21 protein-coding genes are annotated in these 24,059 nt (G+C 66.0%); 8 read left to right on the top strand and 13 right to left on the bottom strand.

Annotated elements, in window-relative coordinates:
• Positions 1–331 precede the first annotated feature (331 nt).
• Positions 332–3,784, top strand: a complete 3,453-nt coding sequence (locus C437_RS17220) for a CehA/McbA family metallohydrolase (protein WP_004518276.1) — start codon at positions 332–334, stop codon at positions 3,782–3,784.
• A gap of 3 nt (positions 3,785–3,787) precedes the next feature.
• Complete coding sequence (locus C437_RS17215) at positions 3,788–4,525, top strand: hypothetical protein (protein WP_004518275.1); 738 nt, start codon at positions 3,788–3,790, stop codon at positions 4,523–4,525.
• A gap of 83 nt (positions 4,526–4,608) precedes the next feature.
• On the opposite strand, the gene C437_RS17210 is transcribed toward C437_RS17215, so the two are convergent.
• Complete coding sequence (locus C437_RS17210) at positions 4,609–4,803, bottom strand: XapX domain-containing protein (RefSeq protein ID WP_004518274.1); 195 nt, start codon at positions 4,801–4,803, stop codon at positions 4,609–4,611.
• 467 nt (positions 4,804–5,270) lie between these two features.
• Here C437_RS17210 and C437_RS17205 point away from each other — a divergent pair, with 467 nt between their 5' ends.
• Complete coding sequence (locus C437_RS17205; RefSeq protein ID WP_004518273.1) at positions 5,271–6,311, top strand: zinc-binding dehydrogenase; 1,041 nt, start codon at positions 5,271–5,273, stop codon at positions 6,309–6,311.
• A 15-nt stretch (positions 6,312–6,326) separates the two neighbouring features.
• On the opposite strand, the gene C437_RS17200 is transcribed toward C437_RS17205, so the two are convergent.
• The gene (locus tag C437_RS17200; RefSeq protein WP_004518272.1) at positions 6,327–7,541 is read right to left on the bottom strand and encodes a cation:proton antiporter; all 1,215 of its coding nucleotides are present in this window, start codon (positions 7,539–7,541) and stop codon (positions 6,327–6,329) included.
• A gap of 33 nt (positions 7,542–7,574) precedes the next feature.
• Entirely contained in the window at positions 7,575–8,063 is a 489-nt protein-coding gene (locus tag C437_RS17195; RefSeq protein WP_004518271.1) for a cation:proton antiporter regulatory subunit, read from the bottom strand.
• 263 nt (positions 8,064–8,326) lie between these two features.
• Between C437_RS17195 and C437_RS17190 the strand changes: the two genes are divergently transcribed.
• Together C437_RS17190 and C437_RS17185 are read left to right on the top strand one after the other, a co-directional pair.
• Positions 8,327–9,100 (top strand): CbiX/SirB N-terminal domain-containing protein, encoded by a 774-nt coding sequence (locus tag C437_RS17190; RefSeq protein WP_004518270.1) that lies wholly within the window; start codon positions 8,327–8,329, stop codon positions 9,098–9,100.
• 77 nt (positions 9,101–9,177) lie between these two features.
• Positions 9,178–9,645 (top strand): DUF2062 domain-containing protein, encoded by a 468-nt coding sequence (locus C437_RS17185; RefSeq protein WP_004518269.1) that lies wholly within the window; start codon positions 9,178–9,180, stop codon positions 9,643–9,645.
• Positions 9,646–9,660: 15 nt separating this feature from the next.
• On the opposite strand, the gene C437_RS17180 is transcribed toward C437_RS17185, so the two are convergent.
• The 3 genes from C437_RS17180 to cobN all read right to left on the bottom strand — a co-directional run bounded on the left by C437_RS17180 (position 9,661) and on the right by cobN (position 15,091).
• Entirely contained in the window at positions 9,661–10,422 is a 762-nt protein-coding gene (locus C437_RS17180; protein ID WP_004518268.1) for a cobalt-precorrin-7 (C(5))-methyltransferase, read from the bottom strand.
• 66 nt (positions 10,423–10,488) lie between these two features.
• The gene (locus C437_RS17175) at positions 10,489–11,214 is read right to left on the bottom strand and encodes a precorrin-8X methylmutase (RefSeq protein WP_004518267.1); all 726 of its coding nucleotides are present in this window, start codon (positions 11,212–11,214) and stop codon (positions 10,489–10,491) included.
• Positions 11,204–15,091 (bottom strand): cobaltochelatase subunit CobN, encoded by a 3,888-nt coding sequence (cobN, locus tag C437_RS17170; protein WP_004518266.1) that lies wholly within the window; start codon positions 15,089–15,091, stop codon positions 11,204–11,206. Before cobN ends, C437_RS17175 begins: the two co-directional genes overlap by 11 nt.
• 35 nt (positions 15,092–15,126) lie before the next feature.
• Here cobN and C437_RS17165 point away from each other — a divergent pair, with 35 nt between their 5' ends.
• The 3 genes from C437_RS17165 (at position 15,127) to C437_RS17155 (ending at position 18,261) form a co-directional block, all read left to right on the top strand.
• Positions 15,127–17,280 (top strand): VWA domain-containing protein, encoded by a 2,154-nt coding sequence (locus C437_RS17165; protein ID WP_004518265.1) that lies wholly within the window; start codon positions 15,127–15,129, stop codon positions 17,278–17,280.
• A gap of 64 nt (positions 17,281–17,344) precedes the next feature.
• Positions 17,345–17,551, top strand: a complete 207-nt coding sequence (locus tag C437_RS17160; RefSeq protein ID WP_004518264.1) for a CbtB domain-containing protein — start codon at positions 17,345–17,347, stop codon at positions 17,549–17,551.
• On the top strand, positions 17,551–18,261 hold the full coding sequence (locus tag C437_RS17155; RefSeq protein ID WP_004518263.1) for a CbtA family protein: 711 nt from the start codon (positions 17,551–17,553) through the stop codon (positions 18,259–18,261). The genes C437_RS17160 and C437_RS17155 overlap by 1 nt, the downstream gene beginning before the upstream one ends.
• A 12-nt stretch (positions 18,262–18,273) precedes the next feature.
• Here the strand turns inward: C437_RS17155 and C437_RS17150 are convergent, their stop codons facing one another.
• The 7 genes from C437_RS17150 to cobJ all read right to left on the bottom strand — a co-directional run bounded on the left by C437_RS17150 (position 18,274) and on the right by cobJ (position 24,058).
• Positions 18,274–18,954 carry an AAA family ATPase gene (locus C437_RS17150; protein WP_004518262.1) on the bottom strand — a complete coding sequence of 227 codons (681 nt, stop codon included), beginning with the start codon at positions 18,952–18,954 and terminating at the stop codon, positions 18,274–18,276.
• A 148-nt stretch (positions 18,955–19,102) separates the two neighbouring features.
• The gene (locus C437_RS17145; RefSeq protein ID WP_004518261.1) at positions 19,103–20,362 is read right to left on the bottom strand and encodes an outer membrane protein assembly factor BamB family protein; all 1,260 of its coding nucleotides are present in this window, start codon (positions 20,360–20,362) and stop codon (positions 19,103–19,105) included.
• Positions 20,355–20,726, bottom strand: coding sequence for a DUF3209 family protein (locus tag C437_RS17140; protein WP_004518260.1), 372 nt, complete (start codon positions 20,724–20,726; stop codon positions 20,355–20,357). Before C437_RS17140 ends, C437_RS17145 begins: the two co-directional genes overlap by 8 nt.
• 29 nt (positions 20,727–20,755) lie before the next feature.
• Complete coding sequence (locus C437_RS17135; protein WP_004518259.1) at positions 20,756–21,979, bottom strand: CbiX/SirB N-terminal domain-containing protein; 1,224 nt, start codon at positions 21,977–21,979, stop codon at positions 20,756–20,758.
• Positions 21,976–22,641: a hypothetical protein gene (locus C437_RS17130; protein ID WP_004518258.1), complete on the bottom strand. Its 666-nt coding sequence runs from the start codon at positions 22,639–22,641 to the stop codon at positions 21,976–21,978. Before C437_RS17130 ends, C437_RS17135 begins: the two co-directional genes overlap by 4 nt.
• Complete coding sequence (locus C437_RS17125) at positions 22,638–22,910, bottom strand: ferredoxin (RefSeq protein ID WP_004518257.1); 273 nt, start codon at positions 22,908–22,910, stop codon at positions 22,638–22,640. The genes C437_RS17130 and C437_RS17125 overlap by 4 nt, the downstream gene beginning before the upstream one ends.
• Before the next feature lie 2 nt (positions 22,911–22,912).
• On the bottom strand, positions 22,913–24,058 hold the full coding sequence (gene cobJ, locus C437_RS17120) for a precorrin-3B C(17)-methyltransferase (RefSeq protein ID WP_004518256.1): 1,146 nt from the start codon (positions 24,056–24,058) through the stop codon (positions 22,913–22,915).
• Position 24,059 lies beyond the last annotated feature (1 nt).

Here is a 24,059-nt window from a genome sequence, read left to right as displayed (position 1 = left end):
CTGGTACGTACTGGTCGTGGCACACGTATCGCTGTAGACAGACCGCCAGTGTTCTGTGGGGGATCTGTCGGGTCGTCGTCGCGACCACAATCGGTATGTGGGAATGTGTGGCCGACAGAGCAGGTGTGTCCGTCGAAGCCGTCTTATACCGGCCGGGCAGTACGATATTCAACGACAGCTCTGGGTTTATCCACCTCTGGAGCCAAGGCTGAGTTACGCTTTCTAGAGACATTGGAATAGTAGTGGGTTGTTACAGAAAACAGTCACTATTTGCGAATAGTTAAGCTATGGTAAATTTTAACTATTCGGTACCTATACCGTACAGGAAGTAATGAATAAAAATTGTATATGGGCAGTCGCGTTCAGCATACTGCTCGTTTTCTCGGTTGTCAGCACTGGGTTCCTCGGAAGTGCCGCTGCTGCGCCGAGCAAACAAAGCGAGGTGGTATCGGCGAACAGTCAGACGATGACACAGACGGCCGCAGCTGGTGGGGCGACCTGTCAGCTTGACGGGAGCTGTCCGGTTCCTGACGGGTCGGTCGATCTCAACAACAGCGGTGCCGGCGTCGACGTGTTGATCGACGGGAGCCATCAGGGCTCGACGTTCACGAAGTTCGCAAACCGGCTCAGTGAACGCGGGTACGATGTCGATACGAAACGGTCGACGACCGGTGGACTGACCTCGTGGAACAGTTCGGCAGCGAGCGGGCTGTCGGATTACGACGTGGTCATCATCCCCGTCCCACAGACAGCCTATAGCGAGGCCGAGCAGGCTGCAATCGACGAATACGTCAGAAACGGCGGCAGCCTGTTTGTCGTCGGGGACTGGACCTCGCCGCTGCAGGGCCACGCCAGCAAGCTCAACGACATCACCGATCCGTACGGGCTGCATTTCAACGGCGAGAGCGACAAGTGGCTCCGAAATGTTCAGGACCCGACCAACAAGACGGTTGAAGACTACGAGTGGCGGGTCATCCTGCACAACACGGGCCGCCATCCGATAATGAACACCGTGGACACCGTGGAGTACGATGGCGTCAGTCTCAACGTGACCGGCACGGACAACGGGACACAGGCCCCGTTGCTGTACGGTGACAGCGATACCTACGAGTACACCTACTCCACGACAGAGAAAGAGTACCCCCGTGGCGAGCGCATCGTCGGTGCGGCCGCGACGTGGGACATCGGTGACAACGGCCGCGTCGTTGCCTTCGGCAGCCAGAAGTCGCTCACGACGTATCTCACCGACGAGTGGCAGGCCGAACACCAGCAAACCGATACGCGGCCGTTCCTCTTCCGGACCGTGAAGTGGCTGGCCTCGTCGGGCCACGTCGAGCGCCCGGACAGGCCAGTCGCCGTCACCGGTGAGCGAGTCAAAGGCGGCGAGACGCCGGCGAACGAGACAATCGTCCTGAAAAACAGCGAAGTCGCCGCCGCCATCGGCACCGAAACCAACGGTCCCTTCGGCACACTGCCGGGCGGTATCTACGACGCCAACGCGTACGGGCTGACGACCGACCAGATCGGCGTCGCCGAGTTCGCGTTCAACAACTTCGGGACGTGGCCGGTATACGAGTCCTTCGAGCGCCAGAACGCCACCGGGCCAAACGGCGCGGCGGTCGTCACCGCGACCGGCCACGTCAGCACGAATCCGAACGTCTCCGTCACGACAACGTACACGTTGCCGGCCAACTCCAGCCACATCTGGATCAACACCACGATGGAGAACGGCGGCGACCAGCGCCTCCCAATCAACGACTCCGAACGGCTTCAGAGCGGGGCCGCACTGAGTTCCGAAGGCCAGTCAACCTGGCTCCCTGGTTCGGGAAGAATCGAGGAGGCGCGCTCGCCGCCAGTGAGCGCCGACACACTCGATCAGCCATGGGCCGCACTCACCGGTGATCGCGTGAGCTACGGCGTCTGGGGCGGGAATGGCTCCTTTACCTCGTACACGGGTTCGACGACATGGGTTGATCCGTGGCTCGAACACCGCCTCAACCCCGGTGAAACTCGGTCAGCGGAGTTTGCCCTCTTCGTCGGTGAAGACGGTTCAAGTAGCGCGACCAGCGAGTACTACAACCAGCAGCAGGGAACCGAGACGGGAACTGTGACCGGGAGCATCGAGAGTACGGACAGCGAGTCTGTGTCACAGGCCACCGTCACCGCCTCGAAGGGCGACCGTGCGTTCACCTACACCGTCGGATCAGAGACGGGAGCGTACGAACTCGAACTCCCTGCCGGCGAGTACACGCTGACGGCCGACGCCGACGGGTTCGCGGCATCGGATCCCAAGTCCGTCACTGTCAACAGCGGCGAGACAGCCACTGCCGACTTCGACTCGCTGGAGGGGCCAGCCCCCGTCAACGTCACCGCAACGATAGACGACGAGGGTGAGGTCAGTCCCGCCGACGCCCGGATTACGGTGCTCGACGACGGCACCGCGGTCCAGACCGTCTACACCCAGACGACGCCGGCCGGGACGGCCTCGTTCCAGCTCCCGCCCGGCAAATACACGCTGGTGTTCAACCACGGGACCGGGTATATCGCCGAACCGGTCGAGAAGAACATCTCGGTGACGCCCGGCGAAGCAGTCAGCGTCAACGCGACGTTCACCGAGGAACTGGACCCCAGCGAGCGCAACTGGGTCGGCATCGACCCCCACGCCCACAGCAGCGTCAGCTTCGACGGCAAGACGCCCATCGACAACTTCGTCGCCATCCAGCAATCGGCGGGTCTCGACGCAGTGTTCATCTCCGACCACAACGCCATTGGCGGGTGGGGATCGATGGAGGCACAGGCCGAGGAACGCGACATCATGTTTGTCCGGAGTGAGGAGATCACGACCGGCGACCTCGGACACTTCAACCCCTACCCGATGCACGGCGAGGAGATGGTCGACTCCGACGGGACGCTCGTGGAGTTCATCGAGGAGTCCCGCAGTAGGCACAACGCAACGGTGTTCCAGATCAACCATCCGGGTGACCGCTTCGTCAGCCTCGACAGCGCGCCCGGCCAACACGAGGAGTACCTCCCGATGGTCGACGCCATCGAGGCGTACAACGGCCCGTACGGCGAGTCCGACGCTGCCAGCGTGCAGGGGCTGTTCACCCTCTGGAACGAGGGGTACGAGATCACGGCGACCGGTGTCAGCGACGACCACTGTTCGCAGTGCTTCCCGGCGAAATACGGCAGCGCCCGCACCCGAGCATACGTCGAGGGGACCGTCACGCCCGAGAAGTGGGCCCAGTCGGTAAAAGACGGGCACACGTACGCGACGTACGGTCCGGCCGTTGAGTTCACCGTCGACGACAAGATGCCCGGTGAAACCGTGAACACGACCGCCGGGTCATCCGTGGAGGCGTCCGCAACGTTCCGGAACCTCGACGAACTCGCATACGCCGAGGTCATCCGGAACGGGACGACCGTCTCGAACGTCACGCTGGACGGCACGAACGACACCATGAGCACCGACGTGGACGTCGACGGGAACGCCTGGGTCGCCTTCCGCGTCGTCGACGAGGACGGCGACCGAGCGCTGACCAGCCCGGTCTGGATTTCGACCGACCAGCAGGCCGATTCCGGGGCTGACGGCAACGGCGAATCCGGCGGTGCAACGGCGACCGACACGTCAGACACCGGGGGCGACTCGGCGGCAACGGCGACAGCTGACACTGCAGCCACAGAGTCGGAGACGACCGCCACGTCCGGGCCCGGGTTCACTGCCGTCGTGACACTGCTCGCGCTCGTCGGCGCAGCGCTGCTGGCAACGCGACGGGGGACCTGAGCCGTGCCAGACACCAGCCAGCGACGGAGTCGGCGTGGGTTCCTCGGGACCCTCGCGCTGGCTGCGGCGGCCAGCGCAGGCTGTAGCAGCCTCGGCGGCGCACAGAACAGCCAGTCCGGCGACACCGGGGCCGATGGCTCGACGGCAACGCCCGAAGCGAGTGCAATGCCCGCGAAGGCAGACAATGGGACACACCACGACGAGACACACGGCCACACGCACGCCGACGGCGATCACGACCACGGCGAGGGACACAGCCACGACAGCGAACACACCGATAGCGGCGGCGAAGCCGGTGGTGCTGCCGACACCGAGTTGGCCGCGTTCGAATCCAATCTGCGGAAGTGGTTCGTCGATATCGACTCACTCACCGTCGAAGACGGCCGGCTCAGGCTGACCTACGTCACGAAGAGCACGCGCGGCCACGAACTTGCGGCCGACATCGAGACGGTCGTCGTCTCGTTTATTCAGGCGTACACGGATGACTGGGGCGTCGAAGGTCTCGACGCGGAGGTAATCGAGCCGTCCGGCGAGGTGATGGGCTACTGGCGAACTGAATCCCGATGGGTCGAACCGGTGGTCGATGGCCACGAGACGCGGACGACGCTGCTCGAACGGACGCTGGACACGTATCACGGCCGCCTCACTCGCGATCACGACCACGGGGAGGCTGGAACCGACCACGGTGGGAACGAAAGCACTCACCAGCACCACAACGGGACCGAGCACCCAGACCACTGACGGCGGCAGTGGAGTCGCTGCCGTCGCCGTCGTTCCGGGAACGAATGTGAGACGATTGGGGTCGACAAAAGCCGTGTAGTTGCTCAGACTTTCAGCAGCGACAGCAGGCTGACCCCAACGTCGAAGTACTCGATGAGGCGATAGCCGACAAGGATTCCGAGGATACCCATCACACCGGCGAGGTTCGGCGGGGCCGGAATGGGGACATCCAGCAGTCCGAACACAACGCCGGTAGCGACGCCGGTCATCGTCGCGACAATAACGAGTGAAAGATTCATTGGTCGGTCACCACTGTCCTGCGGCGAGGACCCCCGAAGTCGCGTGCCAGAGCGCCCCGAGAGCGGTCGGAGAGTGTGTTTGAACTCTGTGTCATTGGTGGCATAGAGAATGGGTTCAAGCGGTAAGTATGCTCCTCATCGGGTCAGCAATGGTTGAGAGTGGCACACACCAGCCCAAGACAGCTCTGTACTATCAAGAAGTACGGCCATATAGATAGTTTTCTTACGTATCTATGGTCCAATCCCTATATTTCTATCTCGTATTCAGCGTATCTAGATACGTGGGGTCGGGGTGACAGTATAAGCGCAATACATGCAAATACACCCCATATTATGAAGGCAGACTGGTCGTAAATAGATATATCACGGGACAGAGCGGCACAGATTAAACAGTCACAGTGGTGCAACCACAACTAGTATCGTCCGGGAGGCTGGCGTTTATAACCAAGCCACGGGAAGTGATGACGATGCAAGCCGTTCAGTTCGACAGTCACGGCGACCGTGATGTGCTCGAGTATGGCGAATTTCCCGACCCCGAACCCGGCCGCGATGAGGTGGTCATCGACGTGAAGGCGGCCGCGCTGAACCACCTCGATATCTGGACCCGGCGCGGCCTTCCCGGCGTCGACCTCAAGATGCCACACATCCCGGGTAGTGACGCCGCGGGTGTCGTCGACGAGGTCGGCGACGGCGTCTCGCGGTTCGAGCCGGGCGACCGGGTCGCGGTCCTCGCCGGCAAGAGCGGCGGCGGCGACGAATTCACACGGAAAGGCGACCCGACGCTCGCGCCGGACTTCCACATCATCGGCGAACACGTCCGGGGCGTCCACAGCGAGTACGCCGCCGTGCCGGCCGAGAACCTCACGCCGGTCCCGGAGGGCGTCGACTGGGAGACCGCCGCCGCGTCGCCGCTGGTGTTCCAGACCGCCTGGCGCATGCTCCGTGACCGCGGTGACCTGAAAGCCGGCGAGTCCGTCCTCGTCCTCGGTGCGTCCGGCGGCGTGGGCCACGCGGCCGTCCAGATCGCCGACCACGCTGGCGCTGAGGTGTTCGCAACCGCCAGCAGCCAAGAGAAGCTCGACTACGCCGAGGAACTGGGGGCGGACCACACAATCAACTACGAGGAGGCAGACTTCGCGAGCGAGATCCGGGACCTGACCGACGGCCGCGGCGTCGACATGGTCGTCGACCACATCGGCGCACAGACCTGGCAGGACTCGCTCAAGAGCCTCGTCAAAGGCGGTCGAGTCGTCACTTGCGGGGCGACCACCGGCGGCAACCCCGAAACCGATATCAACCGCATCTTCTGGAACCAGCTACAGGTCATCGGCTCGACGATGGCCACGCCCGGCCAGGCCGACGAGGTGCTGGACCTCGTCTGGAAGGGTGAGATGGAGCCACGGGTCCGCGAGACGCTGCCGATGAGCGAGATCGCCCGCGCCCACGAGATTATCGAGGACCGCGAAGGGTTCGGGAAGGTCGTCGTCGTTCCCGACAGCGAACTGTAAGCGGTCGACGACGGCTCACGTGCTGTCCCCGAACCGTTCGACCGCGATCCGCTCGAACGGTGCGGAGTACTGCATCAGCACCGTTCCGAGAATACTCATCACAAGCACGTAGGCCACGGTAAAGGCGTAGATCGTGTTCGCCATCTCGGCGGACAGCGACGTGCCGGCCCCGGTCACTGCCACCGCTGCGATGATGAGCGAGAACTCGCCGCGGGTCACCATCCCGAGGCCGACGCGGATAGAGCGCCGCGGGTCGAGGTCGTACGTGCGGCCGCCGAGGTAGCCGGAGATGAGTTTCGTCGGGGTCGTCACGATGGCGGCCACAACGACGAGGCCGGCGACGCCGGCGAACAGCCGTGGGTCCGTTTCGAGACCGATCCAGAAGAAGAAGACGGCTGCGAACGTGTCCCGAACGGGTTCTAAGAGGTTCTCCAGCTCGTAGGTGTGCGAGGTCGGCGCGAACGCCATCCCGACGAAGAACGCGGCGACGGCCTCGCTGACGCCGATTGCGAGGGCGACGCCGGAGATGAGGACCGTGATGCCGATCGCCCGCAACACCGTGTACTCGTTCGACGTCGTCCGGAGGGCGCGCTCGAACCACGGCGTGCCGTAGTGGGCAAGCACGAGGAGACCCACGATGAACGCGAGCGCAGTGCCGACCGACATCGCGGCGGCAGTGACGTCAGAGCCACCGGTGACCAGCGCGGCCGCCACGGTGAGGTAGACGGCGATGAACAGGTCCTCGAAGACGAGCGTCCCGAGCATCGGGTCGGACTCGTCGTTGGCGATCCAGCCGAGGTCGATCAGCGACTTCGTGATGATCGCCGACGACGAGATGTAGACGATGCCGGCGACCAGAAAGGCCGCGAGCGGGTCCCGGAACAGGGCGAACCCGAGCAGGAGGCCGGTTCCGAAGTTGATGACCAGGTCGATAGCACCGACCGCGCCGATGCGCTCTTTGCTCGCCAGAAGCCGGTCGAGGTTGAACTCCAGGCCGAGGAAAAACAGCAGGAAGACGATCCCCAGCTCGGCCCCGATATCGATGAACTCGGACGATTCGACGACCGGCAGTCCGTAGCCGGCAACGGTGAACTCGCCGGCTACGGACGGTGACAGCACCATCCCCACGACGATGTAGAACGGGATCACTGACTTGTTCGCGGCGGTGGCCACGACGCCGGCGAGCGCGACGGCGGCAAACAGGATGCCGACAGCGAGCAAGTCAGCCACAGCTACCGACCCCCAGTACGCGGCTCGCCCATCTTACAGGTCACCGGTCAGAAGGGCCTCGAAGGCCTCACAGCTCTCGCGCTCGCCCACAACAACGAGCGTGTCGTCGGCCTCTATCGTCGTTGTGGGTGCCGGCCCCGAGATGACCTCACCGTCGCGCTGGATCGCGATAACGGTCACACCCGTCCGCTGGCCGACGTTCGCACTCACGAGCGTCTCGCCGACAAGCGGTGAGTCAGCCTCGACCGCGTACCACTCTAGCAGCGTTCCCTCGGTCAGCATCGTCTCAACGTGGTCAGACGAGACCGGCTGGAAGTACGCCCCTTCGAGGATCGTCCCGACTATCCGAGCCATCCGGTCTGAGAGTTCGATCAGCTTCTCGGAGTCGGCGTCCGGGCTCTCTTTCAGATACAGCTCTCGGTTCCCGGTGTTGTGGGTGACGATGACCAGTTGCTCACCGTTCCCGATGTCCACCTCGTGTTTCTTGCCGACACCGGGCAGGTCGCTCTCTCTGACATCCATACCGCAGGCTTGCAGTGGCGAGGGCATAAGATTCGGGTAGTGAGGACGGACAGCGGTCCACCCGGAACGCCACGAGGGGGGCGTGACTGATCCTGAGCGCCGTTCCGAAAGACGGGTGTTCGACCGTCTGAGCCAGTCCAGATTCGCCATCTCATCGAGTCGTGAATGGGGTGACCAAAAGGTATTAGTGGGTTCCTGCCAACGTTCAGGCAAGCCAACTTTCGCTAAAACAACTCAGCTTGTTTTAGCGTTGGGAGCTACCAATGCCACACGACACACTCCTGCTCATCGGTCGGGACACGTCACGCGCTGCGCCCTACGAGACACACGCTCGCCGCCTGCGCGAGCGCGGGGTAGCCACTGATGTGACGGTGCTGACCTACGACCACGAACCCCGTCGGGAGTTGCGCGACGACCTGGTAGCCATCGACGCCGACCGCGTGTTCGCGCTGCCGATGACCGTCGCTCACGACCACGCGACAGTCACGGACGTGCCCGCGGTGCTCGACGCGGTCGACGCCGAGACGCACTACTGTGAACCAGTTGGACGGAGCCCGCTGCTGACCGAAGCGCTCCGGGACCGCGCCGCCGCTGCGGTTCCGGAGGCCGCCAACGCCTCCGTCGCGCTCGTCGCCTTCGGCTCCAGCGGGAAGCCGTATCAGCGACAGGTGACGGAGTACCACGCCGAGCGTCTGCGCGAGCGCTCGGCCTTCGGCGAGGTCGAACCGTGCTATCTGCTGCAAAACCCCGCCGTCGAATGTGTCAGGTACAACCTCACCCACGACCACGCCGTCGCCGTGCCGCTCTTTCTCGCGCCCACCGACGCGACTGAGACGCAGATCCCCGCCAAACTCGACCTCGACAGGGGCGGCCTCGCCTACACCGACACGCTGGACGACCACCCGCTTGTCACCGAGGCTATCGCGACCGCCGTCGAGACGGCACGGACGATGGCCGACGCACGCACACCACAGACGTTCGAGGCGACGCTGGCCGCGACAAATCGACCAATGGCGACCGACGGCGAGGGCGATTAGGGCTGTCGCGGCAGCAGTGCCGAGCACCGTCGGACGAGAGGAAGCGATTTGTACCCACGGTACATTCTGGCATGTAGATGGTTCGCCGACGAGTAGTGCAGACGCGAGACCAGGTCAAAGAGAAGCTAGTGGCCGCGCTGGTCGAGGAGCATTCTCCGCAGGAGGTCGCTGTGAGCTTCAGCGTCGGCGTGTTTCTCACCGCGCTACCGACGCTTGGCACTGGATTCATCGCTTTTCTCGTCCTCGCGTACCTGTTCAGACAGCTCAGCAAGGTCGCGCTGTTTGCCTCGGTGCTGATACTCAATCCGCCAGTTAAGTGGGGCGTATACGCGTCGAGCTTCTGGCTCGGCAACCGGATTCTGGGGCCGGTGCCTGGGCTGTCGTTCGAGGGTGTGTCACTGTCGATGGGCGGTGACGTGCTGGTCCGACTGTGGACGGGCAACATCATTCTGGCCGTCGTGTTCGCCGCTATCGGGTACGTGCTGGCGTTCCGCCTGATAAACGAGTACAGGCGACGGCAGCAAGAGCCCGCCGCAGGTAGCTGACTGCAGCAAACGGCCTCAGTCTCGCCGCACGACGAACACCGACAGGTCCGAAAACCGCGTGTCGTCCCTGCTGTCACCGCCGGCATCTTTGGCAAGGTCGCCGAGCGTCGTCGCGGTCCGGGCCTCGTCGTCGTGGGTCAGTCGCTCGTAGACCAATGCCGGGAGGTCGGGGTCGCCGCCAGCGTCCAGCAGTTCGGCGGCGATGTCTTCGGGCATCAGGTCGAAGGGCCGGGGCAACACGAGCAGGTGTCGGTCGCCCACATCGCTCCGAAGCCGGTCGAGATCTGCCGAGAGGTCGCCGCTCTTGTGCAGCGTGACAAACGTCGTGTCCTCCATCGGCGTCCGGGCACGGCTGGCGGCCATCTGCAGCGACGAGATACCCGGTACGACGCGGACCGGGCGGTCGACGGCCCGCTGGACCTTCCCGACGAACTGGTAGCCCGAGTGGTTCGGGTCACCCATCGCGACCGCGGTCCCGCGCTCGCCCTCCGCCACGCGCTTGGCGAAGGCGTCGAGCGTGTCGAGTTCGTCACGGTAGCCACAGGTCAGCAGGTCCGCGTCGGTCCGGTCGGCAACGAAGTCGACAACCGTCTCGAAGCCGACGACCGCGTCGGCCTCGCGGATGGCCTGCTCGCCCCGCGGCGTCAGGAAGTCGGGGTTCCCCGGGCCGATGCCGACGGCGTGGACCGGCCGGTCAGTGTCGGGGTCCTCGGGCGCGCTCGCCGCGATATCTGCCGGGTCCGGGCCGGCATCGAGGTCGTAGTCGTCTTCAGTCATCCAGCGAAGCGTCGCCCTCCCGGCTCACGGCTCCTTCGTCACCGTTCGCCCAAATCGAGGGGACGATCATAGGTTGATCGTCCCCTCGCGCACATCTGACGCGACGTGCACCAGTTCGTTCGTCAACCCGGCGGCCAGTCCGCTCCCGCCGCGGCGGCCGACGTTCGTGATCGCCGGGACGCCATACTCGGCGGCGACGTCCCGGAGCCGCTTTCGGCTCTCGGCAGCCTTGACGAAGCCGACCGGCGTGGCGACGACGACCGCCGGGCGCGTCCCGTCCTCGATGCAGTCAGACAGCGCGAGCGCCGCCGTCGGTGCGTTCCCGACGACGGCGATGGCCCCGTCGTAGACGCCCTGCTTGTCGAGTTCGAGTACGGACGCCGCCGTGCGGGTCATCCCGGTCTCGGCGGCCAGCTCTGCACCGTTGCCGATGGCCTTCCGGACGGGACAGTCGTGCCCGCGACCGGTGATGCCCGCTTTGACCATCGTGATGTCGGTGACGATGGGCTGTTCGTCCAACACGGCACGAGCGCCCGCACGGACCGGTTCGTCGTCGTCCGTGCCGGTGAACCGCATCAAATGCTGGAACTCGGGGTCACCGGTCGCGTGGACGGACTTTTGCCGGATGCGGTCGGCCGGCGTCTCGTCAGGGACGAGTTCGCGTACGCGGTCCATCGACGTTTCAGCGATGTCCATCGCGTTCGAGGTGGTCGCGCCGAGGTCGGCGTACTCCTCGAAGTCGTCCTCGCTGTTCGTCTCGCCGTCTGTCGCGTCGTCTGTGTTAATCGTCATCTGAAGGCACCTCCGTCCGTTCTGCACCGCTGTTGCGCGCTTCGAGATCGCCATCCACTTCCAGATTCAGGTCCCTGAGCCGGTCGCGCGTCTCGTCGTCGGCGTCCCAGAGGCCGCGGTCGATAGCCTCAAGCAGCGTTTCGGTGATCGAGTCGAGCGCCCAGGGGTTCACGTCCCGGAGCCAGTCCTGTCGGTCCGCGTCGAAGGCGTAGCGTTCGGCCACGTCCTCCCACAGCGTGTCGCTGACCACGTCGGTCGTCGCGTCCCAGCCAAGCACCACGTCGACCGTCGTGGAGAGGTCGCCAGCGCCCTTGTAGCCGTGTTCCTCCATCGAGTCGAGCCACGAGGGGTTCAGCACGCGGGCGCGCATCGCCTTGCGGACCTTCTCCTCGTTGGTGTAGACATCGACGTTGTCGGGGTCCGAAGAGTCCCCGACGTAGGAGTTCGGTTCCTCGCCGGCGATTTCCGTGACCGCGGAGATGAAGCCGCCGTGGAAGGCGTACCAGTCCGAGGAGTCGAACTCGTCTTGCTCGGCGGTGTCCTCGATTTTGACCGTCGCATCGACCGAGGAGAGGCGGCGCTCGAAGGACTCGTGGGCCTCGCTGACCCGGCCGCGGGAGCCCATGGCGTAGCCGCCCCACTGGACGTACACGTCGGCGAGGTCCGAGCGGTCGTCCCAGTTGCCCTCGTCGACGGCCTTGTTCGTCCCCGCGCCGTAACCGCCGGGGCGCGTCGTGAACACGCGGTGTTTCGCCGCGCTCTCGGCGTCGCCTTCGTCCATGCCATCCGATACGAGGTCTTCGACCTCGCTCTCGACGTGTTTCTTCACGTAGTTCATCTCGTGTGGCTCGTCGAGGTCGACGACGGCGTCGACGGCGTCGTGGACGACCCCCGCGGCTGCCGGGAAGGCGTCCCGGAACAGTCCGGAGACGCGCGTCGTCACGTCGATGCGCGGACGGCCGAGCTCATCGAGTGGAATCGGTTCCACGTCCTCGACGCGGCCGGCATCGGACCAGACCGGTTCGACGCCCATCAGGGCAAGCACCTGCGCGATGGTCTCACCGCGGGTCCGGACTGTCGGCGTCCCCCAGACGACGACGCCGATTTCCTCGGGGTACTCACCCTCGTCCGTTTCGTGCCGTTCCAGCACGCCGTCGGCGACCTCGCTGCCCACGTCCCAGGCCGTCTTGGCCGGAACCTTCCGCGGGTCCAGCGTGTAGAAGTTCCGGGCTGTCGGCAGCAGGTCGACGCCGCCGCGGGTCGGCGCGCCCGAACCGCCGGGCGGGACGTACTCGCCGGCCAGCGCGTCGGCAGTGCGGGGAATCTCGTCGGCCGCGCCGGCCACCCGCGGGGCCGCCTCCTCGCAGATGTAGGCCAGCGCGGCACGGAGGTCCTCGTGTGCGCCCGACCGCACGCGGGCGTCCCCGAGCGGTTCGATATCCACGACGAGGAGGTTCATATTCACCTCCGAACTGCTGTCTTCGAGTTCGCTCTCGGGCACGTCGAAGTCGTACTCGGCCAGCGTCCGGACGAGGTCCTTACTGGTCTCGTGGACGTGGTCGGCCGCCTCGGCGTAGGTCATCCCCAGCGCCTCGTCGTACTCGCCCGGCGCGTTCCGGAGTTTGTCGTAGTCGACGCCGAGCACGCCCGCGACGCTCTCGCGTAGCGACGGTGCGCCGGGGTTTTCGAGGCGCGTGAGGGCGACCAGATAGTCGACCAGTCGGTCGTCGGTCGGCGGCTCGCCCATCGTGTGCAGCCCCTTCCGGATCTGGGTCGTCTTCACGTCAGTGAGGTACTCGTGGACGCGCTCGACGAGGTCGTCGATGTCGAGGTCCTCGCCAGCGACTTCGCCTTCGGCCAGTGTCGACCCCGCCTCGTCCGGGCCGCGCACGTCGGCTTTCTCGTCAATTTCACCCGCAATCCCGAGTTCGACGGCAAGGTCCAGTTCGTCCACTGTCTGGCGAATCTGCTCGGCGAGGTGTTCGCCGTCGTCGGTCCGGGCGTCCTCCATGCCCGCCTCGCGGTAGCGGTCGGCCAGTTCCTCTAAGTCGGCGAGGTCGTCGTATGTCCCGGCGTTGGCCATTACCGGCGTCAGGTAGTCGACGATAGCGGCGTAGGAGCGCCGTTTCGCCTGTGTCCCCTCGCCGGGGTTGTTGACGATGTACGGGTAGACGTTCGGGATGTCGTCGATGAGCTGGTCCGGCGCGCTCTCGCCGTCTAGCCCGACGGTCTTGCCCGGCAGCCACTCCAGACTACCGTGGGTTCCGAGATGGACGACGGCGTCGGTTTCGTAGCTGTTGCGGAGCCAGCGGTAGAAGGCGACGTAGTCGTGGGGCGGCTGGAGGTCCGAGTCGTGGTACACCTTCGAGGGGTCCATGCCGAAGCCACGCGGCGGCTGGACCGTCACGAGGACGTTGCCGAACTCGACGCCAGGGATGGCGAACGGGCGGTCCGGCGGGTCGCCCCACTCCTCGATGACGTTCTCGCGGAAGTCGTCGTCAAGAGTCTCAAACCACTCGTCGTACTGGGTCGGCGAGACGGTGTCGACGCTCATCTCGCGCACGTCTTCGGGTGCGACCCAGCGGTCATCGAGGGTTAGCTGTGCGGTGAGCCGTTCGACCAGCGACTGTCCGCTATCGGGCATCGTCTCTCCTAACTCATAGCCCCGAGCGTCCAGTTCCTCCAGCAGATTGACGGTACTTTCCGGCGAGTCCAGCCCGAACGCCGTCCCGATGCCGTCGTCGCTGGGCGGGTAGTTGTGGAGGACGACGGCCACGTTCTTCTCGTCGTTTGGCGTATGTCGCAGTTCGGCCCAGTTGACCGCCAGCCGAGCGACGTGGTCGATGCGGTCGTCGATGGGGAAGTGTTGTTTCGGCGCGCTGCCGATGCCGGCGTCGTCGTCGGTTCGCTCTTTGCCCGAGATGGGGTGGGTAATGACGTTGCCGTCGAACTCCGGCAGCGCAACCGACAGCGCGAGTTCGAAGCCCATCACGCCCGTGTCGCTGCTGTCGTAGCGCGAGCGAGAGCGCATCGTTGTCACGGTCTGGATGACCGGCACGCCGAGTTTGTCGAGGAACACGTCTTCGGCGCTCTGGCCCTCGTCGTCAGCACTGCGGCCGCGTTCATCCATCGACAGCGAGAACATGAACGACGAGCAGACGGCGTCGACGAGGGGATTGCCGTCAGCATCGAGGAGCCATTCCTCGGTGACCTGCTCGGCGTTCCACTGGCCGTCGGCGTCGGTCGCCGGCTCGCAGAATATCGGGAGCGCGTTCGCGCCCTGGGCCTCGATGGCCCGGACCTGTGCATCGACGTAGCGGGTGTTCTCGTGGGTCCAGTGGGACTCGTAGAACCAGACGGCGACGGTCGGCTTCGCCGGGTCGAACGTCGCGCGCAGGTCCTCGATGCTCGCGCCGGGGTGGTCGGGGTGGTAGACGCCCTCCGTCGGGAGCGTCACCGGATCGTCGAACGCGGGGTCGGCGTCGCCGTACTGCGCGACGAGGTAGCGGACGCAGTTGGCGACGTTGCTCGCCCCGCCCTTGTCGAGGTAGTCGTACACGGTGTCGCGGTGCTCATCGGGAACCGACGTGTCTTCGAAGGCGAAGGCGTCACCCGTCGCTTTCACCACGAGCGGGACGCCCGCCTCGCGCAACCGCTCGACGGCCATCTCGTAGCCGGGCATGCTGTCCTCGGCCCCGTGGAGCCAGAGGACGACGGCGTCGGCGTCGAGCAGTTCGTCGACGAACGCCTCGACCGCTGGCTCGTCGTCGAGGTCGCTCTCCGAGCGCACGACGAGGTCGGCGTCGACCTCGCCCGCGGCCCGCTGGACGGCCCCGAGTTCGTTCTCCGTCGCGGTGTAGAGTCCTAGCTGTGGCATAACGTTATTAAATCTCCGTTTGCACTAATACAAGTATGGTTGTATTCGGCGCGGGCAAAAAAGCTTCGCAGGGGACCTCGTTCGCGGCCGTGGTGGGCCAGCGGGACCTCAAGGACGGTCTGCTCGCGGTTGCGACGGACGACGACCTGGACGGGCTGCTGGTCCGCGGCGAAAAGGGGACGGCGAAATCGACGGCAGTGCGCGCCCTCGCCGACCTGTTGCCAGAGCAGCGCGCGGTCGCGGACTGCCCCTACGGCTGTCCGCCGGGCCGCCCCGACGAACAATGCGCGGACTGTCGACAGCGCTCGGACCCGCCCGTCGAGACGCGGTCGGTTCCACTTGTCACGCTCCCGCTCGGCGCGACCCGGGACCGCGTCGTGGGCACGCTGTCGGTGGCTGACGCGCTCGACGGCGACCACGAGTTCGACCCCGGCCTGCTCGCCCGCGCGAACCGTGGCATCCTCTACGTCGACGAGGTGAATCTGCTAGACGACCACCTCGTCGACGTGCTGCTCGACGCCGCCGCGAGCGGGCAAAACCGGGTCGAGCGCGACGGCGTCACCGTCACCCACCCCGCCGAGTTCACGCTCGTCGGGACGATGAATCCCGAGGAGGGCGACCTGCGCCCGCAGTTGCGGGACCGCTTTGCCCTCCAGACCGAGGTGTCGGCCTGCGAGGACCTCGACGATAGAGTCGCCATCATCGAACAGGCACTCGGCGCTGACAGTGGCGAGACGACGGCGGACGAACCGAACGACCGCGACCCCGGTGAGCGACTGCGGACAGCCCGCGAGCTACTTCCGGAAGTCGACCTCGCCCGCGAGTTCCGCGAACAGATCGCCGAACTCTGTCGGGACGCCGGCCTCGACGGCCACCGCGGGGACATCGCCATGGCGAGGGCGGCCCGGACCTTCGCTGCGCTCGATGGGCGAACAACAGTACTCGAATCGGACATCGAGCGGGCCGCCGAGTTCGCGCTGCCCCATCGGCTCACGTCCCGGCCCTTCGAGGACGCGCCGGACGTGGACGACGTGCTCGACGACCACTTCGAGGACGACGAAGAGGACACAGAGGAGGAATCCACCGAGGACGGAAAGAGCGATGGCGAGGAAAGTGACGCCGACGGCGGGGACGAGGCTGGCGGCGAATCGGCCGACGAGGGAGCCGATTCTGACGACGGCGGGGACAGGAGCGAACAGCAGGAACAGCGCCCGGATGACAGCGAAGAATCCGGGGAGAGCGACGATGAGTCGGGCGAGCGCGGCGAACAGCCGACGCCGGCGTCGGCCGACAGTGACGGTAGGCAACAGGAGGCCGAAGCCGGTGACGGCGACAGAGAGGCTGGAGACGACAGTGAAGAGGGAGAGTCCGACCAGTCCGACGACCCCGAAAACGCCACTCCGCTACTGCCGGGCCAATCCAGAGCAGCGGTCGGCGACAGCGGCGCACCCGACGTGGATGCACCATCGGTCGACACAGACGGTGGAACGGCGAGCGGGCGTGCGGATGCGACGGGCACAAAGCGAGGGGCAACAGTGCGTACCGAGCGTGCCGGCCGCGACGACGAGGTCGACGCCGCAGCGTCGGTCCGTGCGGCAGCCAGTCGCGGGAGCGGCCGCGTCGAATCGCAGGACCTCCGCAAGTCCGTGCGAGCGGGTGACGCGGAGACGCTGGTGGTGTTCGCCGTCGACGCGAGCGCGTCGATGCGCCCGGCGATGAAGGCTGCAAAAGGAACCGTGCTGGAGCTCCTGAAAGACGCCTACCAAGCCCGCGACGAGGTGGCGTTTGTCACCTTCGCCGGCGAGGGCGCAGATGTGGTCCTCCCGCCGACTGACAGTGTCTCGCTGGCAGCCCGGCACCTGAAGAACCTCCCGACCGGCGACCGGACGCCGCTGCCGGACGGGCTGACAGCCGCGCGCGAGGTGCTGGGTCGGGCAGCACCGGACGCCGGGGTCGTCGTGGTCGTGACCGACGGCCGGGCCAACACCGCCGAGGGCAGTCCGGTCGAAGCGACCAGAACCGCGGCCCGGACGCTCGGTGAGGCAGCTGACCGAACCGTCGTCGTAGACGCGGGCGAGGGTAGCCGCGCCGGATTACTCGATCTCGTTGCGGCCGAGACAGACGCATCGGTCGTTCCGCTGGACGCGCTAACCGCCGAGCGCGTCGATGCCGTCGCCAGCGAACGATAACCCCCGGTCTGTATCAGGCGGAAGTTTTACAACCTTACTTGTTCTTGAGACAAACGAGATTTCAATGCAGGATGACACTGACACCGCACGCGCCACGGACAGCGTGTACGACCGCATCGAACGCGCCAGAGGGGCACTGACCGGCCCACAGATCGCCATCGCCGTTGCACTGGTGGCGGCACTCGGCTTCACGCTGCTGTTCGTGCAGGACCCGATGCTGCACGACTCGCTGCACAACTTCCGACACAGTGCCGGGATTACCTGCCACTGATGGCGACTGACTACCTCGAACGCGGCGCGGTGGCCGGCGTGGCGGGTGGGCTGGTCTACGGCCTGTTCGTCGCGACGGTCGGGAACACCTTCACTGCCGGACTGGAGACATTCGAACACAGCCACGGCGGGGGCGGTCCCGTCGTCTCCGGGATCACGACGACCGTCGCGAGCATCGGCGGCGGCGTCCTCTGGGGCCTGCTGTTCGGCGTCGCAGCCTTCGGAATGGCGTACTTCTTCCTCGAACCCGCGATTCCCGGTTCGGGGGCGACGAAGCGACTGGCGCTTGCGGGAGCCGGCTTTCTCACCGTCTCCGGCGCGCCGTGGCTCGTCCTGCCGCCACAGCCGCCGGGCGTCGAGCAGGCGCTCGGAACGGAGACGCGCCTCGCCTGGTACGCCGGCCTGATGGCGCTGGGTGCGCTGGTCGCGGTGCTCGCCGGGCTCGCATACCGACGGACGGAGCGTCGCCACACCGCAGTTCGACTTGGGGCCATGGCGCTGCCGCTCGTACTGCTGGCAGTTCCGGTCGCGCTCGCGCCGGCAAATCCGGTCCACGGCGACGTACCCGCCGCGCTCGCTGCGGCTTACCGCTGGACGGTCGTGTTCGGGCAGCTGGTGCTGTGGGCCACCATTGCTGGTGTTCACGCATGGCTCGGAGACGGCGATACCCCAGCCGTGGACGACTTGGACTATCCCGCGACGGCAGACTGACGACGACGCGACTCAGATTTTTCCGGCGACCGTCCCGAGATTCAGCGCCAGCCCGACGACAGCGACGACGGCGGCGACAGCGAGGTCCGCCGTCGTTCCGCCGACACTGAACGGGGCTGTGCCGGCCGATGCCAGTGCACCGAACCCGATGCCAGCGACGACGAGCGCCACGCCGGCCAGTCCGACGAGCATCGTCCCGGTCGGACCGAACTGGCCGGCCGACCGGCTCGCCTCGTACCGGTCCAGTGCGTCGTGCATCGTCTCCGTGACCGACTCTTCTACGTCCGCCATCTGCCCCGAAAGGTAGGTGTTCAGCGTCTCCTCGTGCTCGTCAAGTTCCGCAGCGCGCTCGGATAACTGTGCGTCGTACTCTGTCAGCTCGGCCTCACGCTCGTCAAGGTCGGTCTCACGGTCGTTGAGCTCGGCTTCACGTTCATCGAGCTGGTACTCCCGCTCGTCTAGTTCCGTCTCCCGTCGGTCGAGTTCTTCCTCACGGGTGTCAATCTTCTCTTCGCGCCGGTCGAGTTCCGCGCTTCGCTGGTCGAGCCCCATCTCCCGTTCATTGAGCCGGCGCTGCATCTGTGCGAACTCTCGCTCGCGCTCGGTTGGGCGGTCGTCGACGGCGCTGTCGTCATCAGTCTTGGCGTCCGCCTCCGACTCCCCCTCGTGGTTCTGGTCTGTGTTATCGGCCATGCTTGGCACCCATACCGAGACACTACAGCTGGCGAATGGTTAGTTTGACACCACATAACACAGTAATCGGAGCCAAACCGGGAACACCAGACCTACACAAAAAGTATTCACTCGGGCCGCTATCGGCCAAAATTAGGACGGGAACGCGTCAACAAGAAAGCTGTGCTATCCCAACTCGATGCAGCCGATACGCGCCGCGCTCGCGGCCCTCGTCGTGGTAGACGACCGGCTCCTCAACGGCGACAGCGGTCCCATCAGAGACCGCGGCCGCTGTCACGACACCGTCCGCGTCCAGCGTGTCGATGGGACCGTCGACGACATCGAACAGCCGCAGTGCGTGGTCGTCGGCGTCGCGGTCCCGGAAGTTCTGCGCGCCGGGGACCGCGAGTAGCGAGCCGTCGGTGCCAAGTCCGCTGGCAAAACCGCCGACAGGCGCGTCCCAGCGGTGGTCGCCGTCGGTCGAGACGCCGATAGCGGTATGCTCGCTCGGATGCCGAGCGTCTGTCTCGCGGCCCTCCTCGGGGTAGGTGTTGCCGGTGATAAAGACCGCGCCGTTGTCCGTCGCGTGGACGTGGTTCGGGTAGGCGTAGACGGTGTCCCCGCCTACGTCGGTCGGCGTCGCCAGCGGGACGCGCCAGCGCTCCCGACCGCCGCTGTCGAGCCGATAGCCACAGTAGTCGCCGTGGCTGGAGACGACAGCGCCGTCAGCCAGCAGCGCAACGTCACCGACGCGGCGCTGGCCGTCGGTCCCGGGGTCCCACATCCAGCGCGGGTCGCCGTCGTCGGCGTCGAGGACGACGAGGCCGTGCTGGTGGTCACCGGGACACCGGTTGTACGCGACGGCGATGCGGTTCTCGTCAGCGTCGATCGAGATTGGGGAGCCGTCGGTCCGGTGGCTCCAGTCGATGGTTCCATCGGGTCCAAAGGCATAGACGACGCTCTCGAAGTGGCGCAGGTCGTTTCCGTCGTCGTCTGTCCGGCGTTCGTACCGCCGGGCGGCGGCGTAGCAGCGGTCACCGACAGCCGTAAGGCTGGCCACGAAGGGGAGCAGGAAGCGCGTCTCCTGCTGTGGGTCGCCCAGGTCGGTCCGGGTTTCGTACCGCCATCGCAGATCTCCGTTGGCATCGTGACAGCGGATTTCGCCGCGAGCGCTGCGTTCGCCGACGACGACGCCGCCGTCGAATGGGACCGCAGCAACGACACTCGGTTCGCCATCGGTGTCGTACTGCCAGCGCTGCCGTGGCGGGCCGGAGTCCGTCGACACGTCGAATGCCTGCAGGTCTCCGTCAGCAGTGCCGACGACGGCGAAGCCATCGGTCAGCGTGACCGCCGAGCGCCGTCCCTGGTGGCGCGACCGGGCTGGTGCTACGTCCCCGAGGTCGGCGGTCGGGATGCGCTGGCTACTCATCGACTGGGAAGGCCTCGTGAAGCACGTCGTGGGCCTCGCCGAGTCCGGCGAGGACATCCTCGCCCTGCATGGTGATGCGCGACACCGCCCGCTCGGCGTCGCGGACGGCGACGAGTCGCCCCCGGAGGTAGTCGTATTCGGAGTCGTCTTCGGGGGTCGCGGCGATTTCTTCTTCGAGGTCGACAAGCGCGGCGTCGAGATGCCGCTCGATTGCGGCAAGCGTCTCCGCGCCGGCAAGCGCCTCGATAGGGCCGGTCATGTGCCCCTCCAGCTCCTGTTCGGCGTGCTGGCGGGCGTGGTCGTCTTCGGTACCGAGAACGTTCATGAGGCCCAGTCGGAGGGCCTCGATTTCGTAGCAGCTCATGGGTGTCGTAGTGTTGTATGGGTGTATGCTCAAAGGGTCTGGTCGACGAGTTCGCTCACGATACGGTCGCGGTCCAGATGCGAGGACACAATCTCGGCGGCATCCTCGTCTTCGACGCCGCCGTACCAGACGCCGTCGGGGTAGACGGCGACCATCGGGCCCTCGCCACAGCGGCCGAGACACGATGACCGCGTGATGCGGGCGTCACACTGGTCGCTGTCGCGGGCGGCCTGCCGGAGCCGTTCGAGGACCGCTGGGGCGCCGTCTTGAGCACAGGTCTGGTTTGTGCAGACGGCGACGTGTTTCTCGGGCGCGTCGTGGACGTGCGGGTCGTCGTCGACGTTCTCGCGGTCGGCGTGTTCGGCCTGGTGGGTCAGCGCCCGCAGCATCGCGCGAGCGCCGCCCTGGTCTTCCTCGTAGCCGTCGAGTTCGACCTTGTACTTGCAGGTGTCACAGGACATCTCGACGCTGCCGGTTCGGGCTTCTTGCCAGCGGTCGCCCAGCACGTCGAGCAGGCGCGTGTCTGTCCCGAGTGGCTCGCCCGGCGCGGCGTCGACGTAGGGGTACTCCTCGTCGAACTCCCGCGCGCCGTCCTTGATACGGCCGGTCAGTACGCCGTCGCCGAGCATATATGGGATGACGACGACAGCGTCGGGTCGGGTCTTGGCGATGTCGTGGAGCGTGTCATCCAGCAACGGCTCGGTGACGCCGATGAACGAGGCCTCCACGCGGTCGAACTCACGACCCTCGTACAGCAGGCGGGCGAGCTTGTGCACGTCGGCGTTGGCGTCCGGGTCGCTGGACCCGCGAGCACAGATGACGGCGGCCACCTCGTCGGCCTCGCGGTCGACGCCCAGTTCGGCCTCGACAGTCGCCGCACGGTCGTCGAGAAGGTCGAGCAGCGCCGGGTGGACGCCAAGGTGTGCGCCGTTGTTGATCGTCAGTTCGGGATGGGCCTCGCGGGCCTGCTCGACGGCCAGGGGCACATCGTTTTTGACGTGGCTGGCGGCGAACAGTGAGAGGTGGACCACCGATACCTGAGAGACCGCCCCGGCCAGCCCCGCGATAGCCTCGTCGATGGCCGGCTCCGCGAGTTCGAGAAAGGCCGCGTCGACCGGGATACCCAGTCGCCCCTCTAGCTCGACTGCAAGGTCGCGAACCTGTTCGTTCGACTTCTCGCGCCGGGAGCCGTGGCCGACCAGCAGCACGGCTTCGTCACCCAGCGTCTCGGGGGCAGTGATGGCTTCGCTCATCGTTCTCGGACTCGCTCGATGCTTTTCCGGAGCTTGCGCCGACGGCTCGGCGCGAACAGCCCCGTCTCCTCGCTGCCCTCGTACAGCCAGTCGCCGAGGACAGGTGCCACGTCGTCGTCGACGCCGAACCAGTAGCCCGACGAGGTCTCCGAGAGGTCGTCATAGGGCGCGTCGACCGGACAGCGGTCAAGCAGCGTCTGAATCGTCCGGAGGAGGCGTTCGTCGCTGTGGACGAAGGAGATGCCGACCGCCTCGTCGTCAGACTTGAAACAGACCGTGCCACAGCCTTCGAGCAGCCCCCGGAGGAGCTGGCGGTCGTAGTCGGCCAGCGCGTCGAATCGATACCCACCCGAGTCACCGTCGAAGGGCAGGCCGAGGGCGGCGCTCGCGCGGTCGGCAAGGCCGCCGACGACCTGCACCGTGAACTCCTCCTCCCGGCGTGTAATCGAGGTGTCGTGGGCGTAGGCCCGCTCGACGATGCGGCGGTCGGCCCGCTCCGCACCGGCGATTGAGGCGAGCCGCCGGGCGGCCGTCTCGTCGCTGGTCCGGACGGTAATACAGCCGTCCTCGCACTCGCCGTCGGCGGCGACCCGCCCCCAGAAGTACGCCGTTTCGGGATGGGCCGCGAGCATGTCGGTCGGCGCGCCGGTTTCGACGCTCATGGCTGGACCTCCTCGGTGTCACTCGCCGGCGCATCGACGGCTCCCGGGTCCTCCTCGACCGATTCGACGTGAATCGCGTCCAGCGGACAGGCTGCGGCGGCCTGCTCGGCGTCGTCCCGGCGGTCGTCGTCGAAGATGGCCTCGATTGCTGTCCGGTCGTCGACCTCGATGGCCGCAAGTCCCTCGCTGTCTTCGACGAAGCGGTCGTCGCGGACGAGACAGGCGAACACGCCGTCGCAGGCGTCGCGGTCGATGGTGATTCGGTACATAATCAGTAGTCGTACTTGGTCTCGTAGCCCCGCGGGGTCACCATCCGGTCGTCCCAGACGTAGGTGTCCTCGTTGCCCACGAGCAGGGTTGTGGTCATGTCGACGAGGTCTGTTTCACCGAGTTCGGGGAGTTCGCCGAGTTCGACGATCTCGACCTGCTCGTCCTCGCGGCCGGCGGCGTGGACGACACCAACGGGCGTCTCCGGGTCGCGGTGTTCCAGGAGAATCTCACAGCACTTCTCGTAGTTGTCCCGCCGTTTCCGGCTCCAGGGGTTGTAGATGGTGATGGTAAAGCCCTCTTTCGCGGCGGCGTGGAGCCGTGACTCGATGGTCGGCATGTCGGTGAGGTGGTCCGACAGCGAGATAGAGACGGTGTCGTTGACCAGCGGCGCGCCGACGCGAGCCGCACATGACTGGGCTGCCGGGACGCCGGGGACTACGTCGAAATCAAGCATCGTCGCCGTCGCGCCTTTGGACTCGATGATCTCCAGCGCGAGGCCGGCCAGCGCGTACACGTTCGGGTCGCCGCTGCCGATAATCGCCACGTCGTTGCCCGCCAGCGCACGGTCGATGGCCTCCTCCGTTCGGGACACCTCGCCACACATCGGCGTGTTGTAGATGTCCTCGGCGGCGTCGGTCACCTCGTCGGGCAGCAGTTCGACGTAAGTCGTGTAGCCGACAATGTGCTCGGCGTCCAGCAGCGCAGAGCGGGCGCGGGCGGTCATTCCGTCGGGCTGGCCGGGACCGAGGCCGACGGCGATGAGCTGGCCCGGTTCGGCGTCGAAATCGTCGACGGTCGCACCGACTTCTTCCTCTTCGTCCGAAGAGTCTGACGACGATGACGCGCCGCAGGAACTACTGCTGGATGACGACGAGGAACTGCTGGCACCGCACTTCGAACTGGTGTCGTCGGCCTCCGTGCTCGTTTCCGTCGACGTACTCGCCTCGCTCGTGGAGGCGCTTGCGCCGCATTTCGAGCTGCTGTCAGCGCTCGCGACGGTGCCGTCTTCTCGCGGGCCTTGCCCGCTCGAACGGTCCGCGGAACTCCGTTCCGCGCTACTCGCGCTTTCCGAGGCGCTTCGCGCCTCGCCCGCGCCGCAGTTCGATTCTGTCTCGGTACTCGCGTCGGTGGTGTTGTCAGTGCTCATT

The sequence above is a fragment of the Haloarcula vallismortis ATCC 29715 genome, assembly GCF_000337775.1.
In the GTDB taxonomy this organism is placed as follows: Archaea; Halobacteriota; Halobacteria; order Halobacteriales; family Haloarculaceae; genus Haloarcula; species Haloarcula vallismortis.
The sequence above is the reverse complement of the archived record's forward strand: the minus strand, read 5'-3'. Positions and strand labels throughout refer to the sequence as shown.

Excerpts from the sequence above, each read along its gene's own strand:
- C437_RS17130 (WP_004518258.1), bottom strand. The coding sequence starts at position 22,641 with ATGAGCGTCGAAACCGGCGCGCCGACCGACATGCTCGCGGCCCATCCC.
- C437_RS17160 (WP_004518264.1), top strand. The coding sequence starts at position 17,345 with ATGCAGGATGACACTGACACCGCACGCGCCACGGACAGCGTGTACGAC.
- C437_RS17210 (WP_004518274.1), bottom strand. The coding sequence starts at position 4,803 with ATGAATCTTTCACTCGTTATTGTCGCGACGATGACCGGCGTCGCTACC.
- C437_RS17135 (WP_004518259.1), bottom strand. The coding sequence starts at position 21,979 with ATGAGCGAAGCCATCACTGCCCCCGAGACGCTGGGTGACGAAGCCGTG.
- C437_RS17145 (WP_004518261.1), bottom strand. The coding sequence starts at position 20,362 with ATGAGTAGCCAGCGCATCCCGACCGCCGACCTCGGGGACGTAGCACCA.
- C437_RS17180 (WP_004518268.1), bottom strand. The coding sequence starts at position 10,422 with ATGACTGAAGACGACTACGACCTCGATGCCGGCCCGGACCCGGCAGAT.
- C437_RS17195 (WP_004518271.1), bottom strand. The coding sequence starts at position 8,063 with ATGGATGTCAGAGAGAGCGACCTGCCCGGTGTCGGCAAGAAACACGAG.
- C437_RS17190 (WP_004518270.1), top strand. The coding sequence starts at position 8,327 with ATGCCACACGACACACTCCTGCTCATCGGTCGGGACACGTCACGCGCT.
- C437_RS17205 (WP_004518273.1), top strand. The coding sequence starts at position 5,271 with ATGCAAGCCGTTCAGTTCGACAGTCACGGCGACCGTGATGTGCTCGAG.
- C437_RS17155 (WP_004518263.1), top strand. The coding sequence starts at position 17,551 with ATGGCGACTGACTACCTCGAACGCGGCGCGGTGGCCGGCGTGGCGGGT.
- C437_RS17185 (WP_004518269.1), top strand. The coding sequence starts at position 9,178 with ATGGTTCGCCGACGAGTAGTGCAGACGCGAGACCAGGTCAAAGAGAAG.
- C437_RS17175 (WP_004518267.1), bottom strand. The coding sequence starts at position 11,214 with ATGACGATTAACACAGACGACGCGACAGACGGCGAGACGAACAGCGAG.
- C437_RS17150 (WP_004518262.1), bottom strand. The coding sequence starts at position 18,954 with ATGGCCGATAACACAGACCAGAACCACGAGGGGGAGTCGGAGGCGGAC.
- cobJ (WP_004518256.1), bottom strand. The coding sequence starts at position 24,058 with ATGAGCACTGACAACACCACCGACGCGAGTACCGAGACAGAATCGAAC.
- cobN (WP_004518266.1), bottom strand. The coding sequence starts at position 15,091 with ATGCCACAGCTAGGACTCTACACCGCGACGGAGAACGAACTCGGGGCC.
- C437_RS17220 (WP_004518276.1), top strand. The coding sequence starts at position 332 with ATGAATAAAAATTGTATATGGGCAGTCGCGTTCAGCATACTGCTCGTT.
- C437_RS17140 (WP_004518260.1), bottom strand. The coding sequence starts at position 20,726 with ATGAGCTGCTACGAAATCGAGGCCCTCCGACTGGGCCTCATGAACGTT.
- C437_RS17165 (WP_004518265.1), top strand. The coding sequence starts at position 15,127 with ATGGTTGTATTCGGCGCGGGCAAAAAAGCTTCGCAGGGGACCTCGTTC.
- C437_RS17125 (WP_004518257.1), bottom strand. The coding sequence starts at position 22,910 with ATGTACCGAATCACCATCGACCGCGACGCCTGCGACGGCGTGTTCGCC.